The following is a 23,414-nucleotide window of genomic DNA, read 5'->3' on the forward strand; positions in this document are numbered from 1 at the left end:
ACCAAATATCGCTTTGAAATCAGAGTGTTGCAATCACTTGCTCGAGCTTGGCGCGAATCGCGTCGATACCCTGCGACGAATCGATGATCGCGAAACGGTACGGCGCCTCTTCCGCACGGCGCAAGTACTCGGTGCGCGTGCGATTGAAGAACGCGTCGGATTCGCTTTCGAAGCGGTCGGGCTCGCGCGCCGCACCTCGCCGTTCGCTCGCCGTATCGGGCGGCAGGTCGAACAGTACGGTGAGGTCTGGCTGGAACCCGCCCTGCACCCAGCGCTCCAGCGTTTCGAGCTTGTCGCGCGGCAGCCCGCGGCCGCCGCCCTGGTAGGCGAAGGTGGCATCGCTGAAGCGGTCGGACAGCACCCAGTCGCCGCGCGCGAGCGCGGGCTCGATCACCTTGGCGAGGTGCTCGCGGCGCGCCGCGAACATCATCAGCGCCTCGGTTTCGAGGTCCATCGGCTGATGCAGCACGAGATCGCGGATCGATTCGCCAAGCGGTGTGCCGCCGGGTTCGCGCGTCATGACGACCGTTCGGCCCGAGGGCGCGAGTTTCTCGACGAGCTGATCGCGAAACCAGGCGAGATGCGTGGTCTTGCCCGCGCCGTCGATGCCTTCGAACGTGATGAATCGGCCCCGCGCCATTTAGTTACCCCGGATGTATTTGTCGACGGCCTTGTTGTGGTCGACAAGATTGTCTGAAAAAACGCTGCTGCCGTCGCCGCGCGCCACGAAGTACAGCGCGGCCGTCGATGCCGGATTGAGCGCCGCCTCGATCGCCGCGGCGCCGGGCAGCGCAATGGGTGTTGGCGGCAACCCAAGGCGCAGGTAGGTATTGTAAAGAGTGTCCGACTGCAGATCGCGCTTGCGCAAATGCCCCGCGTAGGTGTCGCCGAGGCCGTAGATCACGGCCGGGTCCGTCTGCAGCGGCATGCCCACTTTCAGCCGGTTCGAGAACACGGCCGCCACGAGCGCGCGGTCGGCGGCGCGGCCCGTCTCTTTCTCCACGAGCGAAGCGAGCGTCAGCGCCTCGTAGGGCGACTTGAGCGGCAAGCCAGGCGCGCGCGCGCTCCACGCTTCAGTCAGACGCGTTTGCATCAGATGGTAGGCGCGGCGATAGACATCGAGATCGCTCGCGCCCTTGTCGAAGAGATAAGTGTCGGGGAAAAACAACCCTTCCCCGCTGCCGTTCGGCGCGGCCGGCGCGCCGATCGCGGCAAGCAGCTCAGCATCGGTCATGCCGGCCGTGTCGTGCCGCAGCGCGGGGTTCGCGTCGAGTTCGGCGCGCATGTGCTTGAAGGTCCAGCCTTCGATGATCGTGGCCACGGACTCGTTCACGTCGCCGAGCGCCATCTTCTGGAGCACGTCATACGGCGTGACACCCGCCTTGAACTCGTAGTTGCCCGATTTGAGCTGGCTCTGCAGGCCGAGCGCCCGCGTCATGAGCACGAAAAGCTGCGTTTGCACGGGCACGCCGCCGCGCCGCAATTGCAGCGTGACGCTGCGCACGGTGCTGTGCGGCTTGATGGTGACGTCGAGCTGTGGAGCGGCAAGTTCGAGCGGCGTGGTGGCCCAGCGCCATACGCCGCCCGCCGCGGCGGCGCCAATCACGACTAGCGCGGCGCCGGCAACAAGGCATTTCTTCAGGAGGGACATGGAAACACGACTCAGGGGGACCTCATATAATAACTGCTTGCCTTCGCTAAAGTCAGGATTGACTGTTCCCCGAATCCATGAACTCACCGCTCGATCCCGCTTCCACGCTCTCCGCTCCTGAATTTTCCCCTGCCGATGCGCCTCCAGGCGCGGCCGACTTCGACGCCGTTCTGCAAGGGGGCGCCTACGCGATCCTGCCGCAGTTCGGCGTGATCGACGCCAATGGCGACGACGCGGCGACCTTCCTGCACAGCCAGCTCACCAACGACGTCCAGCATCTCGACGTAGCCGGTGCGCGCCTTGCAGGCTACTGCTCGCCCAAGGGGCGTCTGCTTGCCTCGTTCCTCACCTGGAAGACGGGCGACACGATCCGCCTCCTGATCTCGAAGGACGTGCAGGCAACGGTGCAAAAACGCCTGTCGATGTTCGTGCTGCGCGCCAAGGCCAAGCTCACCGACGACACCGACAAGCTGCTCGTGGTGGGCCTTGCGGGCGACGTGCGCGGCGCGCTCGCGAGCGTGTTCGACGCCCTGCCAGACGGCGTGCACGTGAAAGTGGACGACCCCGCAGGCACGCTGATCCGCGTGCCCGACGCGGCCGGCGTGCTGCGTTATCTGTGGGTCGGCCCTAAGGAAGCCGTGCAGGCGCGCCTCGAGAAGCTCGACGGTGCGGTGCAGCGCGTGTCGCCGGCGGTGTGGGACTGGCTCGACATTCGCGCGGGCGAGCCGCGCATCACGCAGGCCGTGAGCGAGCAGTTCGTGCCGCAAATGGTCAATTACGACGTGCTGGGCGGTGTGAATTTCCGCAAGGGCTGCTATCCGGGCCAGGAAATCGTCGCGCGCAGCCAGTATCGCGGCACGATCAAGCGCCGTACCGCGCTCGCCAATGTGGCCGCGAGCCTGGACGCCGCGCATGCCGGCGTCGAACTGTTCCATTCGGACGACCCGAGCCAGCCGTGCGGCATGGTCGTGAACGCGGCAGCCGCGCCCGAGGGCGGCGTCGATCTGCTCGCCGAAATCAAGCTTGCCGCGCTCGAAACGGGCAGCGTGCATCTCGGCGCCGCGGACGGCCCCGCGCTGCGCGTGCTGCCGCTGCCGTACGCGTTGCCTGCCGAAGTTTGACGCCGCACACCGCGTCCATTGCGAGTGAGGCGCCCCGCGTCTCTCAACGCGTGGGCGCGGCCCCACTCCCGACCCTGCAAGGGCCCACCCCATGTGCCTGATCGTCTTCGACTGGCGTCCGCGCGCGAACGCTGGCGCGCTTTTCACGCTCGCGGCCAACCGCGACGAGTTCCTGCGCCGCACCGCCGATCCCCTGCACTGGTGGAACGCCTCGGACGACATCACGTCGCCGGGCAGTTCGGCAACGGGCGTGCTGGCGGGCCGCGATCTCGTGGGCGGCGGCACCTGGCTTGGCATGACGCGCAGCGGCCGCTTCGCCGCGCTCACGAACTATCGCGCGCCGAACGACATGCGCCCCGACGCACCCACGCGCGGCACGCTCGTCTCGCGCTGGCTCACCGGCGCGCAGGATCTGCCCGATACGCCGCTCGGCTATCTCGACGAAATCGCGCGCTCGGGCGACCTCTACAACGGCTTCAATCTGATCGTCGGCGACTGGGCGAGGCGCGAGCTTGCGTGGTACTGCAATCGCGCGGACCGTGCGCCCGCGTTGCTGCCCGAAGGCACGCACGGTATTTCGAACGCCGTGCTCGACACACCGTGGCCCAAGCTCGTGCGCAAGCGCGCCGAACTCGCGCAACTCGCAGGAGGCGACGCGCAGGTGCCGCTCACACGGCTCGTAGAGATGATGCGGGACCCGCAAGTCGCGCCCGACCGCGACTTGCCCGCTACGGGTATTTCACTGGAGCGCGAACGCGCGCTTTCCGCGGCCTTCATCGAAACGCCCGATTACGGCACGCGCGGCACCACGGCGCTGCGTGTCACGCTGCGCGGCGCCCTTCTGGATGTGGAAGCGATAGAGCGCAGCGACGACGACGGCTCGCACCGTGTCGCGCGCCCGGGTGCCTTCGAGCGCCACGAGACCTACACGGTCGAAAGAGGCTAAGCGCGCTTTAGTCGCCCGTGCCGAGCGCCGCACGCAGCGCGTGGACAGCCTGCAGCTGGGCGCGCCGCGCCTCGTCGATGAACGCGCCCATCTTGATGAACTCGTGAATCACGCCGTCGAATCGCTCGAGCGTGACCTCGTTGGCTGCATCGCGCAGCTTTTGCGCATAGGCCACGCCTTCGTCCACTAGAGGATCGAACTCGGCCACACCGATCCATGCCGGAGCGACGCCGCGAAAATCCGGCTCGCCGCGCATGCCGTCGAGCGGCGCAAAACGCCAGTCGTCGCGATCCGAGTTGTCGCGTACATAGTGATCGAAGAACCACTGGATAGTCGGTGCGGTCAGCAAATGGCCATCTGCAAGACGCTTGTGCGATTCGGTCTGCTGATGCGCGCTCACGGCCGGATAGAACAGCAGCTGCAGCACGGGCGCGATACCCGCGTCGCGCGCCAGCACTGCGCAGACCGTAGCGAGCGTGCCGCCCGCACTGTCGCCGCCCACGGCGAAGCGTGAGTCATCCAGCGCAAACTCGGCCGCGTGCGCGTGGAGCCATGTGTAGGCGTCGAACGCGTCGTGCACCGCCGTCGGGAAACGATGTTCGGGCGCGAGCCGGTAGTCCACCGAAAACACGGCGCAGCGTGCATCGCGCGCGAACATGCGGCAAAGCGCATCGTGCGTGTCGACGCTGCCGATCGTGAAGCCGCCGCCGTGATAGTAGACGAGCACAGGCAGGGGTTCCGCCCAGGTCGGTTCGACCGGCAGGTAAAGCCTCGCGCGGATCGTTGCGCCGTCGCGCACTGACACCTGCAGGTCTTCCACGCCATGCATCGGTGCAGCGGGGATTTCGAGCACCGTCGCGCCTTTTTCATACTCGGCGCGCGCCGCCTGCGCCGTCTGCTCGTGATACGGCGCGCGGCCCGTGCGGGCCACCATGTCGAGCACGAGTGCGATCTTCGCGGTGAGAGGCATGGCACGGACCCCGTGCGCCGCTTTTATTGCGGCGTTTTCTTGACTTCAGGTTTGAGCGAGAGCGGATCGGTCGGATTGCGCAATGTTTCGATATCCTCATGACGCAGCTTCACCGAAGCGAGAATCTGCGGATGCGTGAGGATATAGAAACGCCCTTCCCGCACGGCGTCGAACGTCACTTTCGCGACGTCGTCGGGCGTGAGCTTGCCGGAGCGCACCGCGCGCTGCAACTGCAGATCGGCGGCCTGCTGCGAGCGCGTGAGCGGCGTTTCGTTGCGCAACTCGCCGGGGCGGCTGCGCTCGGCATTCGCAATACCGGTCGGCACGAAGGCGGGGCACAGCAGCGAGCAGCTCACGCGGTCGCTCACGTTCTTCAGGTCGTGATAGAGCGTTTCGGTCAGCGAGACCACCGCATGCTTCGACGCGTTGTACACGCCCATGGCAGGCGGCGATAGCAGCCCCGCCACCGAAGCCGTGTTGACGATATGCGCGCGCTCGCCCTGTTCGAGCATGAGCGGCGTGAAGCTGCGCACGCCGTTGGCCACGCCCATCACATTCACGCCGAACACCCAGTCCCAGTCCTTTGCGCTGCTCTCCCACACGAAGCCGCCGGTGCCAACGCCTGCGTTGTTGAAAAGCAGATGCACTTTGCCGTAGGCATCGAGCGCGGCATTCGCGAGCGCGTCGACCTGCGCGGCGTCGCGCACGTCGGTACGCACGCCGATGGCCTGTGCGCCGCCTTCGCGCAGTGCATGGACGGTTTCGTCGAGCAGCGCCTGATCGACATCGGCAAGCACGAGCTTCATGCCAAGCGCTGCGGCCTGCTGCGCAAACGCGCGGCCAAAGCCGCTTGCCGCGCCCGTGATGACGACCACGCGGCCGTCGAACTCAAACGGTTCGGACATTGCGAATCCTGCGGTGAAGGTTGCGGTGAATACTGCGCACGGAAAAGCGAAGCGCCCTTTCCGGGCGCTTGCTTCTATCAGTGAAACCGTTAAATCAGCTTGACCAGCTGCTTGCCGAAGTTCTGGCCCTTGAGCATACCAAGGAACGCGCCCGGCGCATTCTCGAGCCCTTCGGCCACGCTCTCGCGATACGCGAGCTGCTGCTTCGCGACCAGCGTACCCAGTTCCGTGAGCGCCTGCGGCCACACTTCCATGTGCTCGCTCACGATGAAACCCTGCACGAGCAGGCGCTGCGTGAGCAGCAGTTGCGGATACTTCAGCGGCATCGGCTCGCCGTCGTAGCCCGCGATCATGCCGCACAGCGCGATGCGCCCGAACGCGTTCATGCGCGCGAGCGTGGCGTCGAGCACCGCGCCGCCGACGTTCTCGAAGTAGCCGTCCACGCCGTCCGGCGTCGCCGCCTTGAGGTCCTGATAGAGATTGCCCGCCTTGTAATCGACGCAGGCGTCGAAACCGAGCGTCTCGACGACATAGCGGCATTTGTCCGCGCCGCCGGCAATACCCACGGCACGGCAGCCCGCGCGCTTCGCGAGCTGGCCGACCACACTGCCCACCGCGCCGCTCGCCGCGCTCACGACCACGGTTTGCCCGGCCTTCGGCTCGATGATGCGATTCAGGCCGTACCACGCGGTGACGCCCGGCATGCCCACGGGCCCGAGGTACGCGGCAAGCGGCACGTGGGTCGTATCGACGACGCGCAGGTCGCTGCCGTTCGACGTGCCGAACTCCTGCCACCCGAACATGCCCACGACCTTGTCGCCGACCTTGAACTTCGCGTTGTGCGATTCGACCACCTCGCCCACCGTGCCGCCGATCATCACCGAGTCGAGCGGCTGCGGCGCCGCGTACGACTTGCTGTCGCTCATCCGCCCGCGCATGTACGGGTCGAGCGAGAGGTAGTGGTTGCGCACGCGCACCTGGCCCTCTTCGAGCGGTGCGAGCGGCGTTGTGACGAGGCGGAAGTTATCGACGCTCGCGGCGCCTTCCGGGCGCGAAGCGAGCAGGATCTGGCGATTGGTCTGGGTCATGGCGTCCGTGTTGCTTTGTTGGGCACGGCGAGGCGTTGCACGCCTGCCGCGCAAGAGAACCGTGATCGGGTGCGCGCGAGCAAAGCCCTCGCTCGCGCCCGATCACGCGTATTAACCGTCGCTCGGGCCCGGCCGCGCGCTGGGATCGCTGCGCAAACGCTGACGCGTCACGTCGCGGCCCACCGCAAGCCGGCGCATGTACTTGAAGGTGCCGAGCGCCTTGGCGACGAAATGGCCTTCGCTGTCGCGAATCTCGCCTTCGCAATAGGCCATGGTGGTGGAACGGTGCAGCACGCGGCCGCTGGCGCGCAATTCGCCGCGCCCCGGCTGCATGAAGTTCACTTTCATTTCGACGGTGACGACACCCACGCCGTCGGCGGCGACGCTGCGGGCCGCCATCGCAAGTGCGATGTCGGCAAGCGTCATCGTCACGCCGCCGTGCGCGACGTCCCACGTATTCAGATGCCGCTCGGCGAGCGGCAACACGACTTCGCTTGCCCCGTCGCGCGCGCTCACGAGCTGCGCGCCGAGATGCTCGACGAAGGGACTTTCAATGATAGTGAGCGACGTTTGCGGGTGTTGCTGCGCTTCGCCTTCTGGCGCGCCGCCGCCCGGGGATTGATCTGCGGTACCGATCATGATGCGCGTCAGACCACGTAATCCACGCACTGGCGCGACTCGACCACAAGCTTCGCGAACTGCTTCACAACGAGATGCTCAGGATGGTCCTGATAACCGTCGAGTGCGGCCTGATCGGCGAAATCGGAAACGAGCACGAGGTCGAACGTGGAAGCGAGACCCGGCGCGGCCACACCGACTTCGAGGTGCAGCGTGCCCGGCACGAGGTTGCGGCAGCCTTCGAGCAATGCCTTGAACTTCACGACATTCTCGGCACGCGTCGCACCTTCGGCCGACTCCTTTAGCTTCCACATCACGATATGACGAATCACGAACTCACCTCTTCTGTCTGCATGGGAACAGGCGCCGCACCGTGCGCGCGCCGACAGCCGTCATGATACCTGCAGCGGCCTGGGCGCGAGGGCGGCCCGGCGCACGTCAACGCGCGCAAAGCGGTGGCCTGGCCGGGACAGCGGCGGACGCTTGCGAATCCGCCGCGCCCTGCGTCAAACGACTTCGAAGAGGCCTGCAGCGCCCTGCCCGCCGCCGATGCACATCGTCACCACGACGAACTTCGCGCCGCGGCGCTTGCCTTCGATGAGCGCGTGGCCCGTGAGGCGAGCGCCCGACACGCCATACGGGTGGCCGACGGCAATCGCGCCGCCATTCACGTTCAGGCGGTCGGCGGGAATGCCGAGCTTGTCGCGGCAATACAGCACCTGCACTGCGAACGCTTCGTTCAACTCCCACAGGCCGATGTCCTCGACCTTCAGGCCCGTCTGCTTGAGGAGCTTGGGCACCGCGAAGACGGGACCGATGCCCATCTCGTCCGGCTCGCAGCCCGCCACGGCAAAACCGCGGAAGATGCCGAGCGGCTGCAGGCCTTCGCGCTCCGCGACCTTCGCGTTCATCACGACGCAGGCGCTCGCGCCGTCCGAGAACTGGCTCGCGTTGCCGGCGGTGATGACGCCGCCCGGCATCGCCGTGCGGATCTTCGACACGCCTTCGAGCGTGGTGTCGGCGCGGATGCCTTCGTCGGCGGCGATCGTCACTTCCTTCGTGACGAGCTGGCCGGTGGCCTTGTCGGCGACACCGGCGAGCACCGTCATCGGCACGATTTCGTCGTTGAAGCGGCCCGCGGCCTGCGCGGCCGCAGCGCGCAACTGCGACTGCACGCCGTACTCGTCCTGGCGCTCCTTCGAGATTTCATAGCGCTTCGCGACGTTCTCGGCCGTTTGCAGCATGCTCCAGTAGATTTCGGGCTTGTGCTGGTTGAGCCAGCCTTCGGCCATCATGTGGCGGTTCATCTCGTTCTGCACGCACGAGATCGACTCCACGCCGCCCGCGACGAACACGTCGCCTTCGCCCGCGATCACGCGTTGCGCGGCGAGCGCGATCGTCTGGAGTCCGGACGAACAGAAACGGTTCACCGTCATGCCCGCCACGCTCACGGGCAGGCCCGCGCGCAGCGCGATCTGGCGCGCGATATTCGCGCCAGTCGCGCCTTCGGGATTCGCGCAGCCCATGATCACGTCTTCCACGCGCGCGGGGTCGATCTTCGCGCGCTCGACGGCGGCTTGCGTCACATGGCCGCCCAGCGTGGCGCCGTGCGTCATGTTGAAGGCGCCCTTCCAGGACTTGGCGAGGCCCGTGCGGGCGGTCGATACGATTACGGCGTCAGTCATGCGATGTCTCCCACTACGAATATTGAATCCAGAGGATGTCTTTGTTCGAACGTTCAAGCGGACAATGCGAGCACCTCGGCCGACTGCGCGCGCTTCACGCCGGCGGTGAGCAACTGCTCCCACGCGGCGGCAAGCGAGCCGTTCAGGTCGATGGCGCGCGAAGCGTCTTCGATCAGCGCGGTTTCGAAGCCCGCGGCGCGCGCGTCGAGCGCGGACCACGCCACGCAATAGTCGGTCGCGAGGCCGCAGCAGTACACGCGCTTCACACCCACGTCGCGCAAGTAACCCGCGAGGCCCGTGGGCGTCTTGCGGTCGGCTTCGAGAAACGCGGAGTAGCTGTCCACGTCGGCGTGATGGCCCTTGCGGATCACCGCGCGCGCGTGCGGCACATTCAGGTCGCGATGCAACGCCGCGCCTTCAGTGCCCTGCACGCAATGCACGGGCCACAGCACCTGCTCGCCATAGGGCAGCGTCGTTGTCTCGAACGGCGCGCGCCCCGCGTGGTTGGCCGCAAACGAAACGTGCTGCGCCGGGTGCCAGTCCTGCGTGAGCACCACATGGCTGAAGCCCTGCGCGAGCCGGTTGGCGACCGGCACGACTTCATCGCCATGCGCGACGGCAAGCGCCCCGCCCGGCATGAAGTCGTATTGCAGGTCGATCAGCAGGAGCACGTCGTCTGCGCTTCTCATGATGTTCGTCCGCCTGTTCGCTCTCGATGAAACTTAGTTGAACGTACCGCCCTTGGCAGCCAGCTCGACGATCGAAGGCGCGACTTCCCACGCCTCGCCGTTGCGCTGCTGCGCATAGCGGCGAATGGCGCGCTCGACGTTATAGAGGCCGACCGTGTCGGCGTACAGCATCGGGCCGCCGCGCCACAGCGGGAAGCCGTAGCCCGTGAGATAGACCATGTCGACGTCGGACGCCTTCGAGGCGATGCCCTCTTCGAGAATCTTCGCGCCTTCGTTGACGAGCGAGAACACGAGACGCTCGACGATTTCCTCGTCGCTGATCTTGCGGCGCTCGACACCGGCTTCCTTCGAGTACGCCACGATCATGTCGTCCACGAGCTTCGAAGGCAGCGCGTTGCGCTCGCCCGCCTTGTAGTCGTACCAGCCCGCGCCGGTCTTCTGCCCGAAGCGGCCGGTTTCGCACAGGCGGTCGGCGATCTTCGAGTACTTCATGTCCGGGTGTTCCTGATAACGGCGCTTGCGAATCGCCCAGCCGATATCGTTGCCGGCCAGGTCGCTCATGCGGAACGGGCCCATGGCGAAGCCGAACTTTTCGATCGCGCGATCCACCTGCGCGGGCAGCGCGCCTTCTTCGAGCATATAGAGCGCCTGGCGCACGTACTGCTCGATCATGCGGTTGCCGATGAAGCCGTCACACACGCCCGACACCACGGCCGTCTTGCGGATCTTCTTCGCGACCTGCATGACGGTGGCGAGCACGTCCTTGGCCGTTTCCTTGCCGCGCACGACTTCGAGCAGCTTCATTACGTTGGCAGGGCTAAAGAAGTGCAGACCCACCACGTCCTGCGGACGCTTCGTGAAGGCCGCGATCTTGTCGACGTCGAGCGTCGAGGTGTTCGAGGCGAGAATCGCGCCGGCCTTGGCGACTTCGTCGAGGCGCTTGAACACCTGCTCCTTCACGCCGAGTTCTTCGAACACCGCTTCGATGATGAGATCGGCTTGCTTGAGATCGTCGTAGGAAAGCGTCGGGCTGATGAGCGCCATGCGCGCTTCCACCTTCTCCTGCGTGAGCTTGCCCTTCTTGACCTGGGCTTCGTAGTTCTTGCGGATCGTGGCGACGCCGCGGTCGAGCGCTTCCTGCTTCGTTTCGAGCAGCGTGACGGGCAGGCCCGCGTTGAGGAAGTTCATCGTGATGCCGCCGCCCATCGTGCCCGCGCCGATCACGGCCACCTGCTGGATGTCGCGCGTGGGCGTGCTCGACGGCACGTCGGGAATCTTGCTCGCGGCACGCTCGCCGAAGAACGCGTGGCGCAGCGCGCGGCTTTCCGGCGTCTGCACGAGTTCGAGGAAGCATTCGCGCTCGAACACGAGACCCTTGTCGAAGCCCTGCTTCACGCCCGCTGCGATGGCATCCACGCACTTCACCGGCGCGGGATAGTTCTTCGCCATCGCGCCAACGGTGTTGCGCGAGAACTGCAGGAAGCCCTCGGGGTTCGGATGCTCGATCTTGCGGTTGCGCACGAGCGGATGCGGCCCTTGCTTGTCAGCCGCCTTGCGCGCGAAAGCGATGGCCTCTTCGAGCAGATCGCCTTGCGCCATCGCGTCGAACAGCCCCGAATTCGCGAGCTTTTCGCTCATCACCGGAGCGCCCGTCACGATCATGTTGAGGGCGGCTTCGAGGCCGATCGCACGCGGCAGGCGCTGCGTGCCGCCCGCGCCCGGCAGAATGCCGAGCTTCACTTCCGGCAGCGCGATCTGCGCGCCCGGCGCGGCAATACGGTAGTGCGCGCCGAGCGCCAGTTCGAGACCGCCGCCCATCGCCACGCTGTGGATCGCGGCGACGACCGGCTTCGCGCTCTTCTCGACTTCCTTGATGACGGTGTGGAGCGTGGGCTCCTGCATCGCCTTGGGCGTATTGAATTCGGTGATGTCCGCGCCGCCCGAGAACGCCTTGCCGGCGCCCGTGATCACGATGGCCGAAACGGCCGGATCGCTCGCGGCGCGCGCGAGGCCCTCGACAATGCCCGCGCGGGTCGAATGCCCGAGGCCGTTGACGGGCGGATTATTGAGCGTGATGACGGCAACGCCGTCGCGAGTCGTGTAGTCCACTGCCATTTGCCTGCCTCCATGCTTGCGGGCCGCGATGTGCGTCGTCGGCTTCATTGTCCGACATTCCCGGTCAGCAGGCAGAATACCCAAAAAAGAACGTTCGTTCAATTTTTTGCTGCGCTGCGCATGCCAGGGTTTGTACTGAATGGGCGGATCTGGCGGGCCGGCGGGCAAAAGTCGGAAGAAAAAAAAACGCAGCCAGAGGCTGCGCCGGAGAACCTTTGCGCGGTTGCGCGCTGTGGTTTAGTCGTGTTTCGCGACGTCTTGCGCCGGATCGAACGGGCAACCTTCCACCGCAAGCGCAGTCGGCAGCACGTACGAGCGAAACTGCTCGCGCAGCTTGAGCTTTTGCAGCTTGCCCGTTGCCGTGTGCGGCAATTCCTCGACGAACACGGCGTCGTCGGGCAGCCACCATTTCGCGACCTTGCCTTCAAAGAAGGCCAGCAGTTCCTCGCGTGCGACCGTGGCGCCGGGCTTCTTCACGGCAACGATGAGCGGCCGCTCGGTCCAGCGCGGATGCGCGCACGCAATGCACGCTGCCTCCGCAATGGCCGGATGCGCCACCGCGATGTTTTCGAGGTCGATCGAACTGATCCACTCGCCGCCCGACTTGATCACGTCCTTGCTGCGGTCGGTGATGTGCAGAAAGCCGTCGGGGTCGATCGTGGCGACGTCGCCCGTGGGGAACCAGCCTTCCACGAGCGGCGAGCCTCCGTCCTGCCGGAAGTAGCGGTCGATCACCCACGGCCCGCGCACATGCAGGTCGCCGAACGTCACGCCGTCCCACGGCAGCTCCCGCCCGTTCTCGCCGACGATCTTCATGTCCACGCCGAAAATCACGCGCCCTTGCTTCTCGAGCAGCGCTTGCTGCGCTTCGCGCGGGCGCTTCGACTGCTCCCAGTTGAGCTTCGCAAGCGTGCCGAGCGGCGACATCTCCGTCATGCCCCACGCGTGGATCACCTGCACACCGTAGTCGTCCTCGAAGGTGCGCAGCATGGCGGGCGGGCACGCCGAACCGCCGATCACCGTGCGCTTGAGCGTGGAAAAGCGCACGCCCGCGCCGCGCATGTACGCGAGCAGGCCGAGCCAGACAGTCGGCACGCCGGCCGAGGCGGTCACGCCTTCGGCCTCCATGAGTTCGTAGAGCGACTTGCCGTCGAGATCCTTGCCGGGCAGCACGAGCTTCGTGCCCGTGAGCGGCGCGGCATGCGGGATGCCCCACGCATTCACATGGAACATCGGCACGACGGGCAGAATGGCGTCGAGCGCGGATAATCCCAGCGCGTCGGGCAGCGAGCCGGCGTAGGCGTGCAGCACCGAAGACCGGTGCGTGTAGAGCGCGCCCTTCGGATTGCCCGTGGTGCCGGACGTGTAGCAAAGGTTCGACGCGCTACGCTCGTCGAGTTCGGGCCACGTGTAGTTGCCGTCTTGCGCCGCGAGCAGTGTTTCGTAGCAGAGCACTTCCGTGCGCATGGGCGGCCGGTGCGACTCGTCGCACAGCGCGATCCAGCCGCGTACGTTCGGGCATTGCGGCGCGATCGTATCGACGAGCGCAGCGAACGTGATGTCGAACAGCACGTAGCGGTCGTCGGCGTGATTGACGATCCATGCGATCTGCTCGGGAAAAAGACGCGGATTGATGGTGTGGCACACGGCGCCGAAACCGGTCACGCCGAAATACGCTTCGAGATGCCGATAGCCATTCCAGGCCAGGGTGCCCACGCGCTCGCCCGGCGCCACGCCAAGCGCGATGAGCGCCTGTGCAAGCTGCTTCGAGCGCACCTCGCATTCGCGGTAGGTGTAGCGATGAATATCGCCCTCGATACGGCGCGAGACGATCTGCGCGCTGCCATGATGGCGCGCCGCATGCGCGATCAACGACGAGAGCGTGAGCGGCACATCCATCATCTGTCCCAGCAGCGGCGCACTCATCGTTGGCGGTCTCCTCGCGTTGATCGGCGTTGTGTGTCGTAATCTTTCGCGTCGCGCTTTCGCGTTTTACTTTCGCGCATCGGGCGGCACGCCGGCAGGCTTCGAACGTGCTCCAGCACGCCGGCGGGTGCGGAATTACAATATCGAGTATTCAACAGGCCCTCAATATGTCGTTTTCACCAGGCACACCCGAATCCCAAGGCGGCTCGTCCGCTACGCACACGCCCGCCACCGGTCCGCTCGCCGACTTCGAACGCGCCTTGATCGCGCCGCGCGACGACGCCTTTGCCGCGCTCGGCGCCCGCTTCTATACGCGGCTGCCGGGCGCGCCGCTGCCAGCACCCTACGTCGTCGGCTTTTCGAAGGGCATGGCCGCGCAACTCGGGCTCGATGCATCCGCTGCTGCCGATCCCGCGTTCGCCGCGTTCTTTTGCGGGAATTTCACGCGCGAGCGCTCGCCATCGACCATGTCGTACGCAACGGTCTACTCGGGCCACCAGTTCGGCGTATGGGCAGGCCAGCTCGGCGACGGCCGCGCACTCACGCTCGGTGAAGTCGGGCACGAGGGCAAACGCAACGAGATCCAGCTCAAGGGCGCGGGCCGCACGCCCTACTCGCGCATGGGCGACGGCCGCGCGGTGCTGCGCTCGTCGATCCGCGAATTCCTGTGCTCGGAGGCCATGCATCATCTCGGCATTCCGACCACGCGCGCGCTCACGGTCACCGGCTCCGACCAGCCCGTGCGCCGCGAAGAGATGGAAACGGCCGCGGTCGTCACGCGCGTGTCGCCGAGCTTCGTGCGCTTCGGCCACTTCGAGCACTTCTACTCGCACGACGACGTGGACGCGCTGCGTGCGCTCGCCGACCACGTGATCGCGCGCTTCTACCCGCAACTGCGCGAAGCCGACGACCCGTACCTCGCCCTGCTCGACGAAGCGGTGCGCAGCACGGCGGCGCTGATGGTCGAGTGGCAGGCCGTGGGCTTTTGCCACGGCGTGATGAATACCGACAACATGTCGATTCTCGGCCTCACGATCGACTACGGTCCGTTCGGCTTCATGGACGGCTTCGACGCGAACCACATCTGCAATCATTCGGATTCGCAGGGCCGCTACGCGTACCGCATGCAGCCGCAGATCGGCTACTGGAATCTCTTTTGCCTCGCGCAGGCCCTGGTGCCGCTGTTCGGCGCGCACTACGACATCGCCGACGAAAAGAAGCGCGGCGAGCGCGTGGTGGCCGACGCGCAAGGCGTGCTCGAGCGCTTCAAGGGGCACTTCGCGCCGGCACTCGAAGCGCGCATGCGCGCGAAGCTCGGCCTCGCGCATGCGCGCGAAGGCGACGACGCGCTCGCGAACAAGCTCTTCGAAATCATGCATGCCAACCGGGCCGATTTCACGCTCACGTATCGCAATCTCGCGCGCGTGTCGAAGCATGACGCGAGCGGCGACACGTCCGTGCGCGACCTCTTTCTCGATCGCGCCGCCTTCGACGCCTGGGCGGCCGACTACCGCGCGCGCCTTGCGCACGAAACACGCGACGACGCCGCGCGCGCCGAGGCGATGAACCGCACGAATCCGAAATACGTGCTGCGCAATCACCTCGCGCAAACCGCGATCGAGCGCGCCGCGCAAAAGGACTTCAGCGAGGTCGAACGGCTCGCGAAGGTGCTGGAGCGGCCATTCGACGAGCAGCCCGAGCACGCGTCGTACGCGGGGCTGCCGCCCGACTGGGCGAGTTCGCTCGAAGTCAGTTGCTCTTCGTGAGCGCGCCCCCATCTACGTGATCCGTGTTTCCCACCCGACAGGAACCCAACATGAGCCAGGACGACCATAACTCCACCGCCTACCCGGGCTACAAAGCCGACGAGCAATGGCGGGAGCAGCTCGACGAAACGCAGTACCAGGTCACGCGCCACGCCGCGACCGAGCGCGCGTTCACGGGCAAGTACTGGGACCACTTCGACCGGGGTGTGTACGACTGCGTGTGCTGCGGCACGCCGCTCTTCGAGTCCGACACGAAATTCGACGCGGGTTGCGGCTGGCCGAGCTACTTCCGCCCGATCAACGGCGAGGTGATCGAGGAGAAAACCGACCGTACGCACGGCATGCTGCGCATCGAGGTGCGCTGCAAGAACTGCGGCGCACACCTCGGCCACGTGTTCGAAGATGGTCCGGCCCCGACGGGCCTTCGGTATTGCATCAATTCGGCTGCGCTACAATTCGAGCCCAAGTGAACGCTGGCAAGGCAGCCCCGCGCCCCGCGCGGGGCCCCATCGGGTGAAACAGGGCCTTGAAAGCGACGTGCCCTCTTTTGCACGGGGCTCATTTTGTAACCTCTCAGGCCGATAATGAAATTCCTGTTTGATCTGTTCCCGATCATCCTCTTTTTCGTCGCATTCAAGCTGTGGGGCATCTTCACGGCGACGGCCGTGGCGATCGGTGCGACGCTCGTGCAGATCGCCTGGGTGGCGTTCCGCCACCGCAAGGTCGACCCGATGCTGTGGCTTTCGCTTGGCATCGTCGTCGTGTTCGGCGGCGCCACGCTGATGCTGCACGACGAAACCTTCATCAAGTGGAAACCCACGGTGCTCTACTGGGCGTTCTCGGTCGTGCTGCTCGTTTCGCAAGTGGCCTTCGGCAAGAACCTCATCGAAGCGATGATGGGCAAGCAGATCACGCTGCCGCCGCGCATCTGGACGCAACTGAACGTCGTGTGGTCGATCTTCTTCGCGCTGCTCGGCATTCTCAATCTGTTCGTGGCGTTCCACTTCTCCACCGACGCGTGGGTCGACTTCAAGCTCTTCGGCGCGACCGGCATCCTGGTGGTGTTCATCGTCGGCCAGAGCCTGTGGCTTTCGCGTTACATGAAGGAAGAAGAATGAGCGACGTCTTTCTCAACGCGAGCCCGGCCGAGCGCATGGCGCTCATCGAAACGCGCCTGACCGCGGCGCTCGCGCCCGTTTCCATCGAGGTGCGCGACGACAGCGCGCAGCACGCCGGACACGCCGGCGCCGCTGCCGGCGGTCACTATCATGTCACGATCGTTGCGCCCGCATTCGCGGGGAAAGCCCGCGTGGCAAGGCATCGCATGGTGTATGATGCGCTGGCCGAAGCCATGCAGCGCGGCATTCACGCACTCGCGATCACGGCGCTCACGCCCGAAGAAGCCGCGGCGCTGCCCCGGTAAGCCCCACGTTAGATTTCGATCTGCTTGATTCTTTTGTTCGCCATTTTGGTTCGCCCCGTTAGGACTTTCCGATGACCTTGAAGAAGACCCATCTCTGGGTGTTGCTGGCTGCGTGCGCGGCGGCCCCCGCCTTTGCGCAGAACATCGCCGTCGTGAACGGCACGCCGATTCCCAAAGCGCGCGCCGATGCGCTGGTCCAGCAACTCGTCCAACAAGGCCAGCAGGATTCGCCGCAACTGCAAATGGCGGTGCGCGAAGAGCTCGTGAACCGCGAAATCCTCATGCAGGAAGCCATTCGCGAGGGCATTCCGAACAACCCCGACGTGAAGGCGCAAATCGCCGTGGCCCAGCAGACCGTCGTGCTGCGCGCGCTGATTCAGAACTTCGTGAAGAACAACCAGCCGACCGACGCCGAAGTCAAGGCGCGCTACGACCAGCTCACGAAGGACGCGGGCGGCAGCGAATACCACCTGCACCACATCCTCGTGGACAACGAGCAGCAGGCCAAGGACCTGATCGCGAAGATCAAGGCCGGCGCCAGCTTCGAAGACCTCGCGAAACAATACTCGAAGGACCCGGGCTCGGCCAAGAACGGCGGCGACCTCGACTGGTCGGACCCGAAGGCGTATGTGCCGGAATTCGCGGCCGCGGCCACGCATCTGCAGAAAGGCCAGATGACCGATACGCCGGTGCACACGCAGTTCGGCTGGCACATCATCCGCGTGGACGATATCCGCCCGGTCACGCCGCCGCCGCTCGAGCAGGTGCGCCCGCAGATCGTTCAGCAGATCCAGCAGGAAAAGCTGCAGGCGTTCGAAGAGAATCTGCGCAAGCAAGCGAAGATTCAGTAAGGCCGAATCGCGGCACATGCGTCACTTGCGCCGCTCGTAAGAACCCCGCGACCTTTCGAAGGCGCGGGGTTTTTGTTTGTGGCTACGCGTTGAGCTCGTAGCTCGTGCTGCGCCCGCCGCCCTGCGCTTTGCGCAGCACGCCGCGCGCCACGAGATCGTTGATGTCGCGTAACGCGGTATCGGACGAACATTTGGCGATGGCGGCCCACTTCCCGCTCGTGAGCTTGCCGTCGAAACCGTCGAGCAGACGGTTGAGCAGCTTGACTTGCCGCTCGTTGAACGGCGTCGTGGCCCAGTCGCGCCAGAAACGCGCCTTGGCGAGCACCGCGTCCAGCGTGATCTGCGCCTGATCGACCGCACGATGCAGCGTGTCGAAGAACCAGGCGAGCCACAGCGTGACGTCCATCGAGCCGCGCTGCGTGCGCTCCAGAATGTCGTAATAGCCCTTGCGCTCCCGCTGGATCTGCGCGGAGAGGCTGTAAAAGCGCTGCGCACTGCCGTCCGCGCGCGCGAGCAGCAAGTCGCCGATGGCTCTCGCCACCCGGCCGTTGCCGTCGTCGAACGGGTGCAGCGTGACGAACCATAGATGGCCGAGGGCGGCCTTGATGAGCGGCGGCTCCTGTGCCGGGCCGTTGAGCCAGTCGAGAAAGCGCCGCGTCTCGGCCTCCAGCCGGGTCGCGGGCGGTGCCTCGAAATGCACGCGCTGACGGCCAATCGGCCCCGAGATCACCTGCATGGGCCCGCTCGCATCGTCGCGCCATGCGCCGACGTTGATTCGCGAGAGACCCGCGTAGCCCGTAGGAAACAGCGCGGCGTGCCAGCCGAACAGGCGCTCGCGCGTGACCGGCGCGCGGCTGTTGGTGGTCGCGTCAAGCACCATTTCCACAACGCCTTCAACGTGGCGATCCACCGGCGCGAGCGCCCCGATGTCCACGCCCATTCGACGCGCAATGGACGAGCGCACGGAGGCGACATTGAGCTGTTCGCCTTCGATCTCGCTCGTCTTGAGCACGTCCTCCGTGAGCGCCGCGAGGCTCGCCTGATCGCGCAGCGCCATGCCGACATCGGCCAGCCGGCCCACCAGCAAGCCTTGGGCGCGACTGACCTCGGCCATGGGCTCGGCGAGCGCCGTCAGATCGAAGCGCCACTGAGGCCAGTCGCCGGCTTGCCAGATGTAGGTGTATTCGCCGCTATTCATGCGGCGATTATGAGACGTATTCGCCGCACGCACAAGCTAATCGCCGCGAAAAATGCGGCGATTAGCGCCGGTATTCGCCGCAAGACTCACCGGTCGGCGTCCGAAAGGCAAAAACCCCGGCCCGCACTCGCAATCGAGGCATGGCCGGGGTTTTCAGTCGAGGCGAACGCGTTGGCGTGCCCCGGCGTCAAACGTCCGCGCGCGGTCCGGTCAGCGTGTTAGCCCACCCATTTGCGCGCGTTCTGGAACGCACGCATCCACGGGCTCGCCTCGCCCCAGGCTTCGGGATGCCAGCTCATCGTCACCGTGCGCTGCACGCGCTCGGTGTGCGGCATGAGCACCGTAAAGCGGCCGTCGGGCGTCGTGACCGATGTGATGCCTTGCGGCGAGCCGTTCGGGTTGAACGGGTAGGCTTCCGTGGCCTGGGCACGATGGTCGACGTAGCGCATCGCCACGGCCACCTTCGAAACGTCGCCCTGCTGCGAGAAGTCCGCGAAACCTTCGCCGTGCGCAACCGCCACCGGAATGCGCGAGCCTTCCATGCCGTTGAAGAAGATCGACGGCGAACTCTCCACTTCCACGAGCGAGAAGCGCGCTTCGAACTGCTCCGACTTGTTGCGCGTGAACTTTGGCCAGGCTTCGGCTCCCGGGATCATCGAGGCGAGGCTCGACAGCATCTGGCAGCCGTTGCAGATGCCGAGCGCAAACGTGTCCTGACGCGCGAAGAACGCCGCGAACATGTCCGCGAGCTTCGCGTTGAAGCGAATCGTCTTGGCCCAGCCTTCGCCAGCGCCCAGCACGTCGCCGTACGAGAAGCCGCCGCAGGCCACCGCGCCCGCGAAGTCGGCGAGCGTGGCGCGGCCTTCGAGCAGGTCGCTCATGTGGACGTCGTGCGCGTCGAAGCCGGCGCGGTCGAATGCGTACGCGGTTTCGAGATGCGAGTTCACGCCCTGCTCGCGCAGGATCGCCACGCGCGGACGCGCGCCCTTGCCGATGAACGGCGCGGCGATGTCCTCGGCCGGATCGAACGTGAGATGCGGCTGCATGCCAGGGTCGGCGGCGTCGAGCAGCGCGTCGTATTCGGAATCGGCGCAGGCGGGGTTGTCGCGCAGGCGCGCAATGCGCCAGCTCACTTCGCTCCACACACGCTGCAGTTCGGCGCGCGGCGCGTCGTAGATGCGCTTGGCGTCACGGTAGATTTCGATCGAGTCGCGCGGGTTCAGCGTGCCGATCACGTGCGAGCAGACCGACAAGCCGTGCGTGCGCAGCACCGCCATCACGGCATCGCGCTGCTGTGCCGGCACCTGGATCACGGCGCCGAGTTCTTCGGAGAAGAGCGCGCGCAGCGTGCGGTCTTCGCGGCGGCCGCTCGTTTGCTTCGCCCAGTCCTTGGCGTCGCCGTAGTCGGACTCGTGCTCGCTGTCGAGCGTGAGCATGTCCACATTCAGCGACACGCCCGTGTGGCCCGCGAAGGCCATTTCGCAAACCGTCGCCCACAGGCCGCCGTCCGATCGGTCGTGGTACGCGAGCAGCTGCTCGTTCGCGTTCAGTTGCTGGATGGCCGTGAAGAACTGCTTGAGGTCTTCGGCGCTGTCCACGTCGGGCACCGCGTCGCCCACTTGCTGCGTGACCTGCGCGAAGATGCTGCCGCCCATGCGGTTCTTGCCGCGGCCCAGATCGATGGCGATCAGGACCGACTCGCCCACTTCGTCAACGCGGCGCAGTTGCGGCGTGAGATGGCGGCGCACATCTTCGACCGGCGCGAACGCCGAGATGATGAGCGAAACCGGCGCGACCACTTCCTTCGCCACGCCCTCCTCGTTCCACTTCGTGCGCATGGAGAGCGAATCCTTGCCCACCGGAATGCCGATGCCAAGCGCCGGGCACAGCTCCATGCCGATCGCCTTCACGGTGTCGTACAGCGCGGCGTCTTCGCCCGGTGCGCCGCACGCGGCCATCCAGTTCGCGGAAAGCTTGAGCTTGTCGAGCGACAGGATCGGTGCGCTCGCGATATTGGTGATCGCCTCGCCCACGGCCATGCGGCCCGATGCCGGCGCGTCGATCACGGCGAGCGGCGTACGCTCGGCCATCGTCATCGCTTCGCCTTTGTAACCGGCGTAGTCGAGCGCGGTGATCGCGCAGTCGGCCACCGGCACCTGCCACGGGCCGACCATCTGGTCGCGCACCGTCGTGCCGCCCACCGAGCGGTCGCCGATGGTGATGAGGAACGACTTGCTGCCCACGGTCGGGTGACGCAGCACGCTCTTCGCGACTTCGTCGAACGAGATGCCCGTGACTTCGACCGGCGAAAGCGGCACGCTCGCGTGTTCGACGTTGCGATGCATGCGCGGCGGCTTGCCGAGCAGGATGTCCATCGGCATGTCGACGGGCTGGTGGCCGCCGTTGGCTGCGAGTGCGTGCTCGTCGGTGTCGATGAGCTTCAGGTCGCGCGCGTCGGTTGCGACACCCACGACGGCGAACGGACAGCGCTCACGCTCGCAGATCGCCTTGAACTCGGCCAGATCGGCGGGCGCGATCGCGAGAACGTAGCGTTCCTGCGATTCGTTCGACCAGATTTCGCGCGGCGAAAGCCCCGACTCTTCGAGCTGGACCTCGCGCAGCTCGAAGCGCGCGCCCTTGTCCGCGCCGTCGACGAGTTCCGGGAACGCGTTCGACAAACCGCCCGCGCCCACGTCGTGAATGCTCAGGATCGGATTGCGCTCGCCCAGCTGCCAGCACGAGTTGATGACTTCCTGCGCACGGCGCTCGATCTCGGGATTGCCGCGCTGCACCGAGTCGAAGTCGAGTTCGGCGGTGTTGGTGCCGGTCGCCATCGAGCTGGCCGCGCCGCCGCCCATGCCGATGCGCATGCCCGGGCCGCCGATCTGGATCAGCAGCGTGCCGGCCGGCAGGTCGTGCTTGTGCGTGTGCTGGGCGCTGATGTTGCCGAGGCCGCCCGCGATCATGATCGGCTTGTGATAGCCGCGCACGGTGCCCGCAACGTTCTGCTCGTAGGTGCGGAAGTAGCCGCCGAGGTTCGGGCGGCCGAATTCGTTGTTGAACGCGGCGCCGCCGAGCGGGCCGTCGATCATGATCTGCAGCGGCGAAGCGATGCGGTCCGGGCGGCCATAGGCGCCCTGCGTGTCGGCGGGATTGCGCAGCGTGAGCGGCACGGCCGCGTCGCGGGCGTCTTCCCATGCTTCGCGCGCGTCGGGCAGATCGAGGTTCGAGACCGTGAAGCCCGTAAGACCCGCCTTCGGGCGCGCGCCGCGGCCCGTCGCGCCTTCGTCGCGGATTTCGCCGCCCGAGCCCGTGGCCGCGCCGGCGAACGGCGAGATCGCCGTGGGGTGGTTGTGCGTCTCCACCTTCATCAGCGTGTGCGTGAGTTCGGTGTGGCGGCCGTACTGTTCGCCAGGCGTCCCGTCGGCGTTGGTCTTGCGCGGGAACCAGCGCTCCGCGACCGCGCCTTCCATGATCGACGAGTTGTCCGAGTACGCGACGATCGTGCCTTGCGGGCTGATCTTCTCGGTGTTGCGGATCATCGCGAACAGCGACATATCCTGGTCCTGGCCGTCGATCGTCCAGCTCGCGTTGAAGATCTTGTGGCGGCAGTGCTCGCTGTTGGCCTGCGCGAACATCATCAACTCGACGTCGGTCGGGTTGCGCTCAAGCTTCTTGAAGTTCTCGACAAGGTAGTCGATTTCATCGTCGGCGAGCGCGAGGCCCAATTCGCCGTTGGCCGTTTCGAGAGCCGCACGACCGTGGCCCAGCACGTCGACCGTCTGCATCGGGCGGGCCGGCAGTTCGTCGAACAGGTGCAGCGCCGCGTCGCGCGAAGGTGCCACGCTCTCCGTCATGCGGTCGTGCAGCGCCGCCGCGACGGCCGCGTGCGCCTCTTCCGAAAGCGTCTTCTTGCCGCCGAGCAGACCCGACTTGAGCACCACGGTGTACTCGACGCCGCGCTCGATGCGGCGCAGGTGCTCGAGGCCGCAATGGTGTGCGATGTCCGTGGCCTTGCTCGCCCACGGCGACACGGTGCCAAAACGCGGCACGACGAGGAACGTGAGCGCGCTGCCGCGCTCCTGCGGGGCCGCAAAGGGCGCGCCGTAGTGCATCAGCGCTTCGATCTTCGCGCTGTCGTCAGCGGAGAGCGGCGTGGCCGAGTTGACGAAATGCAGATACTGGCCGTGCACGCCGACGATGTTGGCGTCGATACGCTGAAGCGTCTCGAGCAGGCGGGTCTGACGGAAGTCGGAAAGGGCCGAAGCGCCGGGGAAACACGAGAAGTGGGCCATGGACTGGGGCGTTGCGTCGAGGTTGCGTCAGAGTTGCGTCGCGGCTTCGCCTCGCGCGAAACACGTCGCAAGGTGGCGATGCGTCGCGCGGGGATGGCGACGGTCAGGCGAAGGGAGACCGCGATTATAACCCGGAAGGACTGTCCTGGCCGCCCCTGCGGCCGCGC

The 23,414-nt window shown here is 66.1% G+C and carries 20 protein-coding genes; 7 read left to right on the top strand and 13 right to left on the bottom strand.

Translation table 11 applies throughout. The features are described from left to right. Positions 1-19: 19 nt before the first annotated feature. Entirely contained in the window at positions 20-640 is a 621-nt protein-coding gene (gene tmk, locus U5A65_RS31445; RefSeq protein WP_321937588.1) for a dTMP kinase, read from the bottom strand. Then, positions 641-1,651, bottom strand: a complete 1,011-nt coding sequence (gene mltG / locus U5A65_RS31450) for an endolytic transglycosylase MltG (RefSeq protein WP_321948819.1) — start codon at positions 1,649-1,651, stop codon at positions 641-643. It abuts the gene before it with no gap. Between the two features lie 77 nt (positions 1,652-1,728). On the opposite strand from mltG, the gene U5A65_RS31455 reads away from it, so the two are divergent. Next, the gene (locus U5A65_RS31455; RefSeq protein WP_321948820.1) at positions 1,729-2,772 is read left to right on the top strand and encodes a folate-binding protein; all 1,044 of its coding nucleotides are present in this window, start codon (positions 1,729-1,731) and stop codon (positions 2,770-2,772) included. 91 nt (positions 2,773-2,863) lie between these two features. After that, positions 2,864-3,718: an NRDE family protein gene (locus tag U5A65_RS31460; protein ID WP_321948821.1), complete on the top strand. Its 855-nt coding sequence runs from the start codon at positions 2,864-2,866 to the stop codon at positions 3,716-3,718. A gap of 7 nt (positions 3,719-3,725) precedes the next feature. On the opposite strand, the gene U5A65_RS31465 is transcribed toward U5A65_RS31460, so the two are convergent. The 9 genes from U5A65_RS31465 to U5A65_RS31505 all read right to left on the bottom strand — a co-directional run bounded on the left by U5A65_RS31465 (position 3,726) and on the right by U5A65_RS31505 (position 13,714). Then, positions 3,726-4,688 carry an alpha/beta hydrolase gene (locus U5A65_RS31465; RefSeq protein ID WP_321948822.1) on the bottom strand — a complete coding sequence of 321 codons (963 nt, stop codon included), beginning with the start codon at positions 4,686-4,688 and terminating at the stop codon, positions 3,726-3,728. A gap of 23 nt (positions 4,689-4,711) precedes the next feature. Next, positions 4,712-5,593 carry an SDR family oxidoreductase gene (locus U5A65_RS31470; protein ID WP_321948823.1) on the bottom strand — a complete coding sequence of 294 codons (882 nt, stop codon included), beginning with the start codon at positions 5,591-5,593 and terminating at the stop codon, positions 4,712-4,714. A gap of 89 nt (positions 5,594-5,682) precedes the next feature. Then, positions 5,683-6,681: an NADP-dependent oxidoreductase gene (locus tag U5A65_RS31475; protein ID WP_321937596.1), complete on the bottom strand. Its 999-nt coding sequence runs from the start codon at positions 6,679-6,681 to the stop codon at positions 5,683-5,685. 111 nt (positions 6,682-6,792) lie between these two features. Next, complete coding sequence (locus U5A65_RS31480) at positions 6,793-7,239, bottom strand: PaaI family thioesterase (protein ID WP_321914932.1); 447 nt, start codon at positions 7,237-7,239, stop codon at positions 6,793-6,795. 89 nt (positions 7,240-7,328) lie between these two features. Further along, positions 7,329-7,631, bottom strand: a complete 303-nt coding sequence (locus U5A65_RS31485) for a Dabb family protein (protein WP_321914880.1) — start codon at positions 7,629-7,631, stop codon at positions 7,329-7,331. Between the two features lie 174 nt (positions 7,632-7,805). Beyond that, entirely contained in the window at positions 7,806-8,984 is a 1,179-nt protein-coding gene (locus U5A65_RS31490) for an acetyl-CoA C-acyltransferase (RefSeq protein ID WP_321937598.1), read from the bottom strand. A 53-nt stretch (positions 8,985-9,037) separates the two neighbouring features. Continuing rightward, entirely contained in the window at positions 9,038-9,673 is a 636-nt protein-coding gene (pncA, locus tag U5A65_RS31495) for a bifunctional nicotinamidase/pyrazinamidase (RefSeq protein WP_321948824.1), read from the bottom strand. Between the two features lie 33 nt (positions 9,674-9,706). Continuing rightward, a complete protein-coding gene (locus tag U5A65_RS31500) occupies positions 9,707-11,788 on the bottom strand; it encodes a 3-hydroxyacyl-CoA dehydrogenase NAD-binding domain-containing protein (RefSeq protein ID WP_321948825.1) in 2,082 nt (693 codons plus the stop codon). Between the two features lie 237 nt (positions 11,789-12,025). Further along, the gene (locus U5A65_RS31505; protein WP_321948826.1) at positions 12,026-13,714 is read right to left on the bottom strand and encodes a 3-(methylthio)propionyl-CoA ligase; all 1,689 of its coding nucleotides are present in this window, start codon (positions 13,712-13,714) and stop codon (positions 12,026-12,028) included. A 167-nt stretch (positions 13,715-13,881) separates the two neighbouring features. Between U5A65_RS31505 and U5A65_RS31510 the strand changes: the two genes are divergently transcribed. The 5 genes from U5A65_RS31510 to U5A65_RS31530 all read left to right on the top strand — a co-directional run bounded on the left by U5A65_RS31510 (position 13,882) and on the right by U5A65_RS31530 (position 17,754). Next, positions 13,882-15,480: a protein adenylyltransferase SelO gene (locus U5A65_RS31510; protein WP_321948827.1), complete on the top strand. Its 1,599-nt coding sequence runs from the start codon at positions 13,882-13,884 to the stop codon at positions 15,478-15,480. A 50-nt stretch (positions 15,481-15,530) separates the two neighbouring features. After that, a complete protein-coding gene (msrB, locus tag U5A65_RS31515) occupies positions 15,531-15,950 on the top strand; it encodes a peptide-methionine (R)-S-oxide reductase MsrB (protein ID WP_321914873.1) in 420 nt (139 codons plus the stop codon). A gap of 114 nt (positions 15,951-16,064) precedes the next feature. Next, positions 16,065-16,598, top strand: coding sequence for a septation protein A (locus U5A65_RS31520; protein WP_321948828.1), 534 nt, complete (start codon positions 16,065-16,067; stop codon positions 16,596-16,598). After that, a complete protein-coding gene (locus tag U5A65_RS31525) occupies positions 16,595-16,903 on the top strand; it encodes a BolA family protein (protein ID WP_321914872.1) in 309 nt (102 codons plus the stop codon). The genes U5A65_RS31520 and U5A65_RS31525 overlap by 4 nt, the downstream gene beginning before the upstream one ends. Positions 16,904-16,974: 71 nt before the next feature. After that, the gene (locus tag U5A65_RS31530; protein WP_069268088.1) at positions 16,975-17,754 is read left to right on the top strand and encodes a peptidylprolyl isomerase; all 780 of its coding nucleotides are present in this window, start codon (positions 16,975-16,977) and stop codon (positions 17,752-17,754) included. 82 nt (positions 17,755-17,836) lie between these two features. On the opposite strand, the gene U5A65_RS31535 is transcribed toward U5A65_RS31530, so the two are convergent. Both U5A65_RS31535 and purL read right to left on the bottom strand, forming a co-directional pair. Continuing rightward, on the bottom strand, positions 17,837-18,952 hold the full coding sequence (locus U5A65_RS31535) for a Fic family protein (protein WP_321914871.1): 1,116 nt from the start codon (positions 18,950-18,952) through the stop codon (positions 17,837-17,839). A 218-nt stretch (positions 18,953-19,170) separates the two neighbouring features. After that, entirely contained in the window at positions 19,171-23,247 is a 4,077-nt protein-coding gene (gene purL / locus U5A65_RS31540; RefSeq protein WP_321948829.1) for a phosphoribosylformylglycinamidine synthase, read from the bottom strand. Between the last annotated feature and the right edge of the window lie 167 nt (positions 23,248-23,414).

The organism is Paraburkholderia sp. J10-1, assembly GCF_905220165.1.
In the GTDB taxonomy this organism is placed as follows: Bacteria; Pseudomonadota; Gammaproteobacteria; order Burkholderiales; family Burkholderiaceae; genus Paraburkholderia.

Coding starts and splice junctions, on each gene's coding strand:
- U5A65_RS31530 (WP_069268088.1), top strand. CDS start 16,975: ATGACCTTGAAGAAGACCCATCTCTGGGTGTTGCTGGCTGCGTGCGCG.
- U5A65_RS31455 (WP_321948820.1), top strand. CDS start 1,729: ATGAACTCACCGCTCGATCCCGCTTCCACGCTCTCCGCTCCTGAATTT.
- U5A65_RS31525 (WP_321914872.1), top strand. CDS start 16,595: ATGAGCGACGTCTTTCTCAACGCGAGCCCGGCCGAGCGCATGGCGCTC.
- U5A65_RS31500 (WP_321948825.1), bottom strand. CDS start 11,788: ATGGCAGTGGACTACACGACTCGCGACGGCGTTGCCGTCATCACGCTC.
- U5A65_RS31460 (WP_321948821.1), top strand. CDS start 2,864: ATGTGCCTGATCGTCTTCGACTGGCGTCCGCGCGCGAACGCTGGCGCG.
- msrB (WP_321914873.1), top strand. CDS start 15,531: ATGAGCCAGGACGACCATAACTCCACCGCCTACCCGGGCTACAAAGCC.
- U5A65_RS31520 (WP_321948828.1), top strand. CDS start 16,065: ATGAAATTCCTGTTTGATCTGTTCCCGATCATCCTCTTTTTCGTCGCA.
- U5A65_RS31465 (WP_321948822.1), bottom strand. CDS start 4,688: ATGCCTCTCACCGCGAAGATCGCACTCGTGCTCGACATGGTGGCCCGC.
- mltG (WP_321948819.1), bottom strand. CDS start 1,651: ATGTCCCTCCTGAAGAAATGCCTTGTTGCCGGCGCCGCGCTAGTCGTG.
- U5A65_RS31510 (WP_321948827.1), top strand. CDS start 13,882: ATGTCGTTTTCACCAGGCACACCCGAATCCCAAGGCGGCTCGTCCGCT.
- pncA (WP_321948824.1), bottom strand. CDS start 9,673: ATGAGAAGCGCAGACGACGTGCTCCTGCTGATCGACCTGCAATACGAC.
- U5A65_RS31505 (WP_321948826.1), bottom strand. CDS start 13,714: ATGAGTGCGCCGCTGCTGGGACAGATGATGGATGTGCCGCTCACGCTC.
- U5A65_RS31490 (WP_321937598.1), bottom strand. CDS start 8,984: ATGACTGACGCCGTAATCGTATCGACCGCCCGCACGGGCCTCGCCAAG.
- U5A65_RS31475 (WP_321937596.1), bottom strand. CDS start 6,681: ATGACCCAGACCAATCGCCAGATCCTGCTCGCTTCGCGCCCGGAAGGC.
- U5A65_RS31535 (WP_321914871.1), bottom strand. CDS start 18,952: ATGAATAGCGGCGAATACACCTACATCTGGCAAGCCGGCGACTGGCCT.
- purL (WP_321948829.1), bottom strand. CDS start 23,247: ATGGCCCACTTCTCGTGTTTCCCCGGCGCTTCGGCCCTTTCCGACTTC.
- U5A65_RS31470 (WP_321948823.1), bottom strand. CDS start 5,593: ATGTCCGAACCGTTTGAGTTCGACGGCCGCGTGGTCGTCATCACGGGC.
- tmk (WP_321937588.1), bottom strand. CDS start 640: ATGGCGCGGGGCCGATTCATCACGTTCGAAGGCATCGACGGCGCGGGC.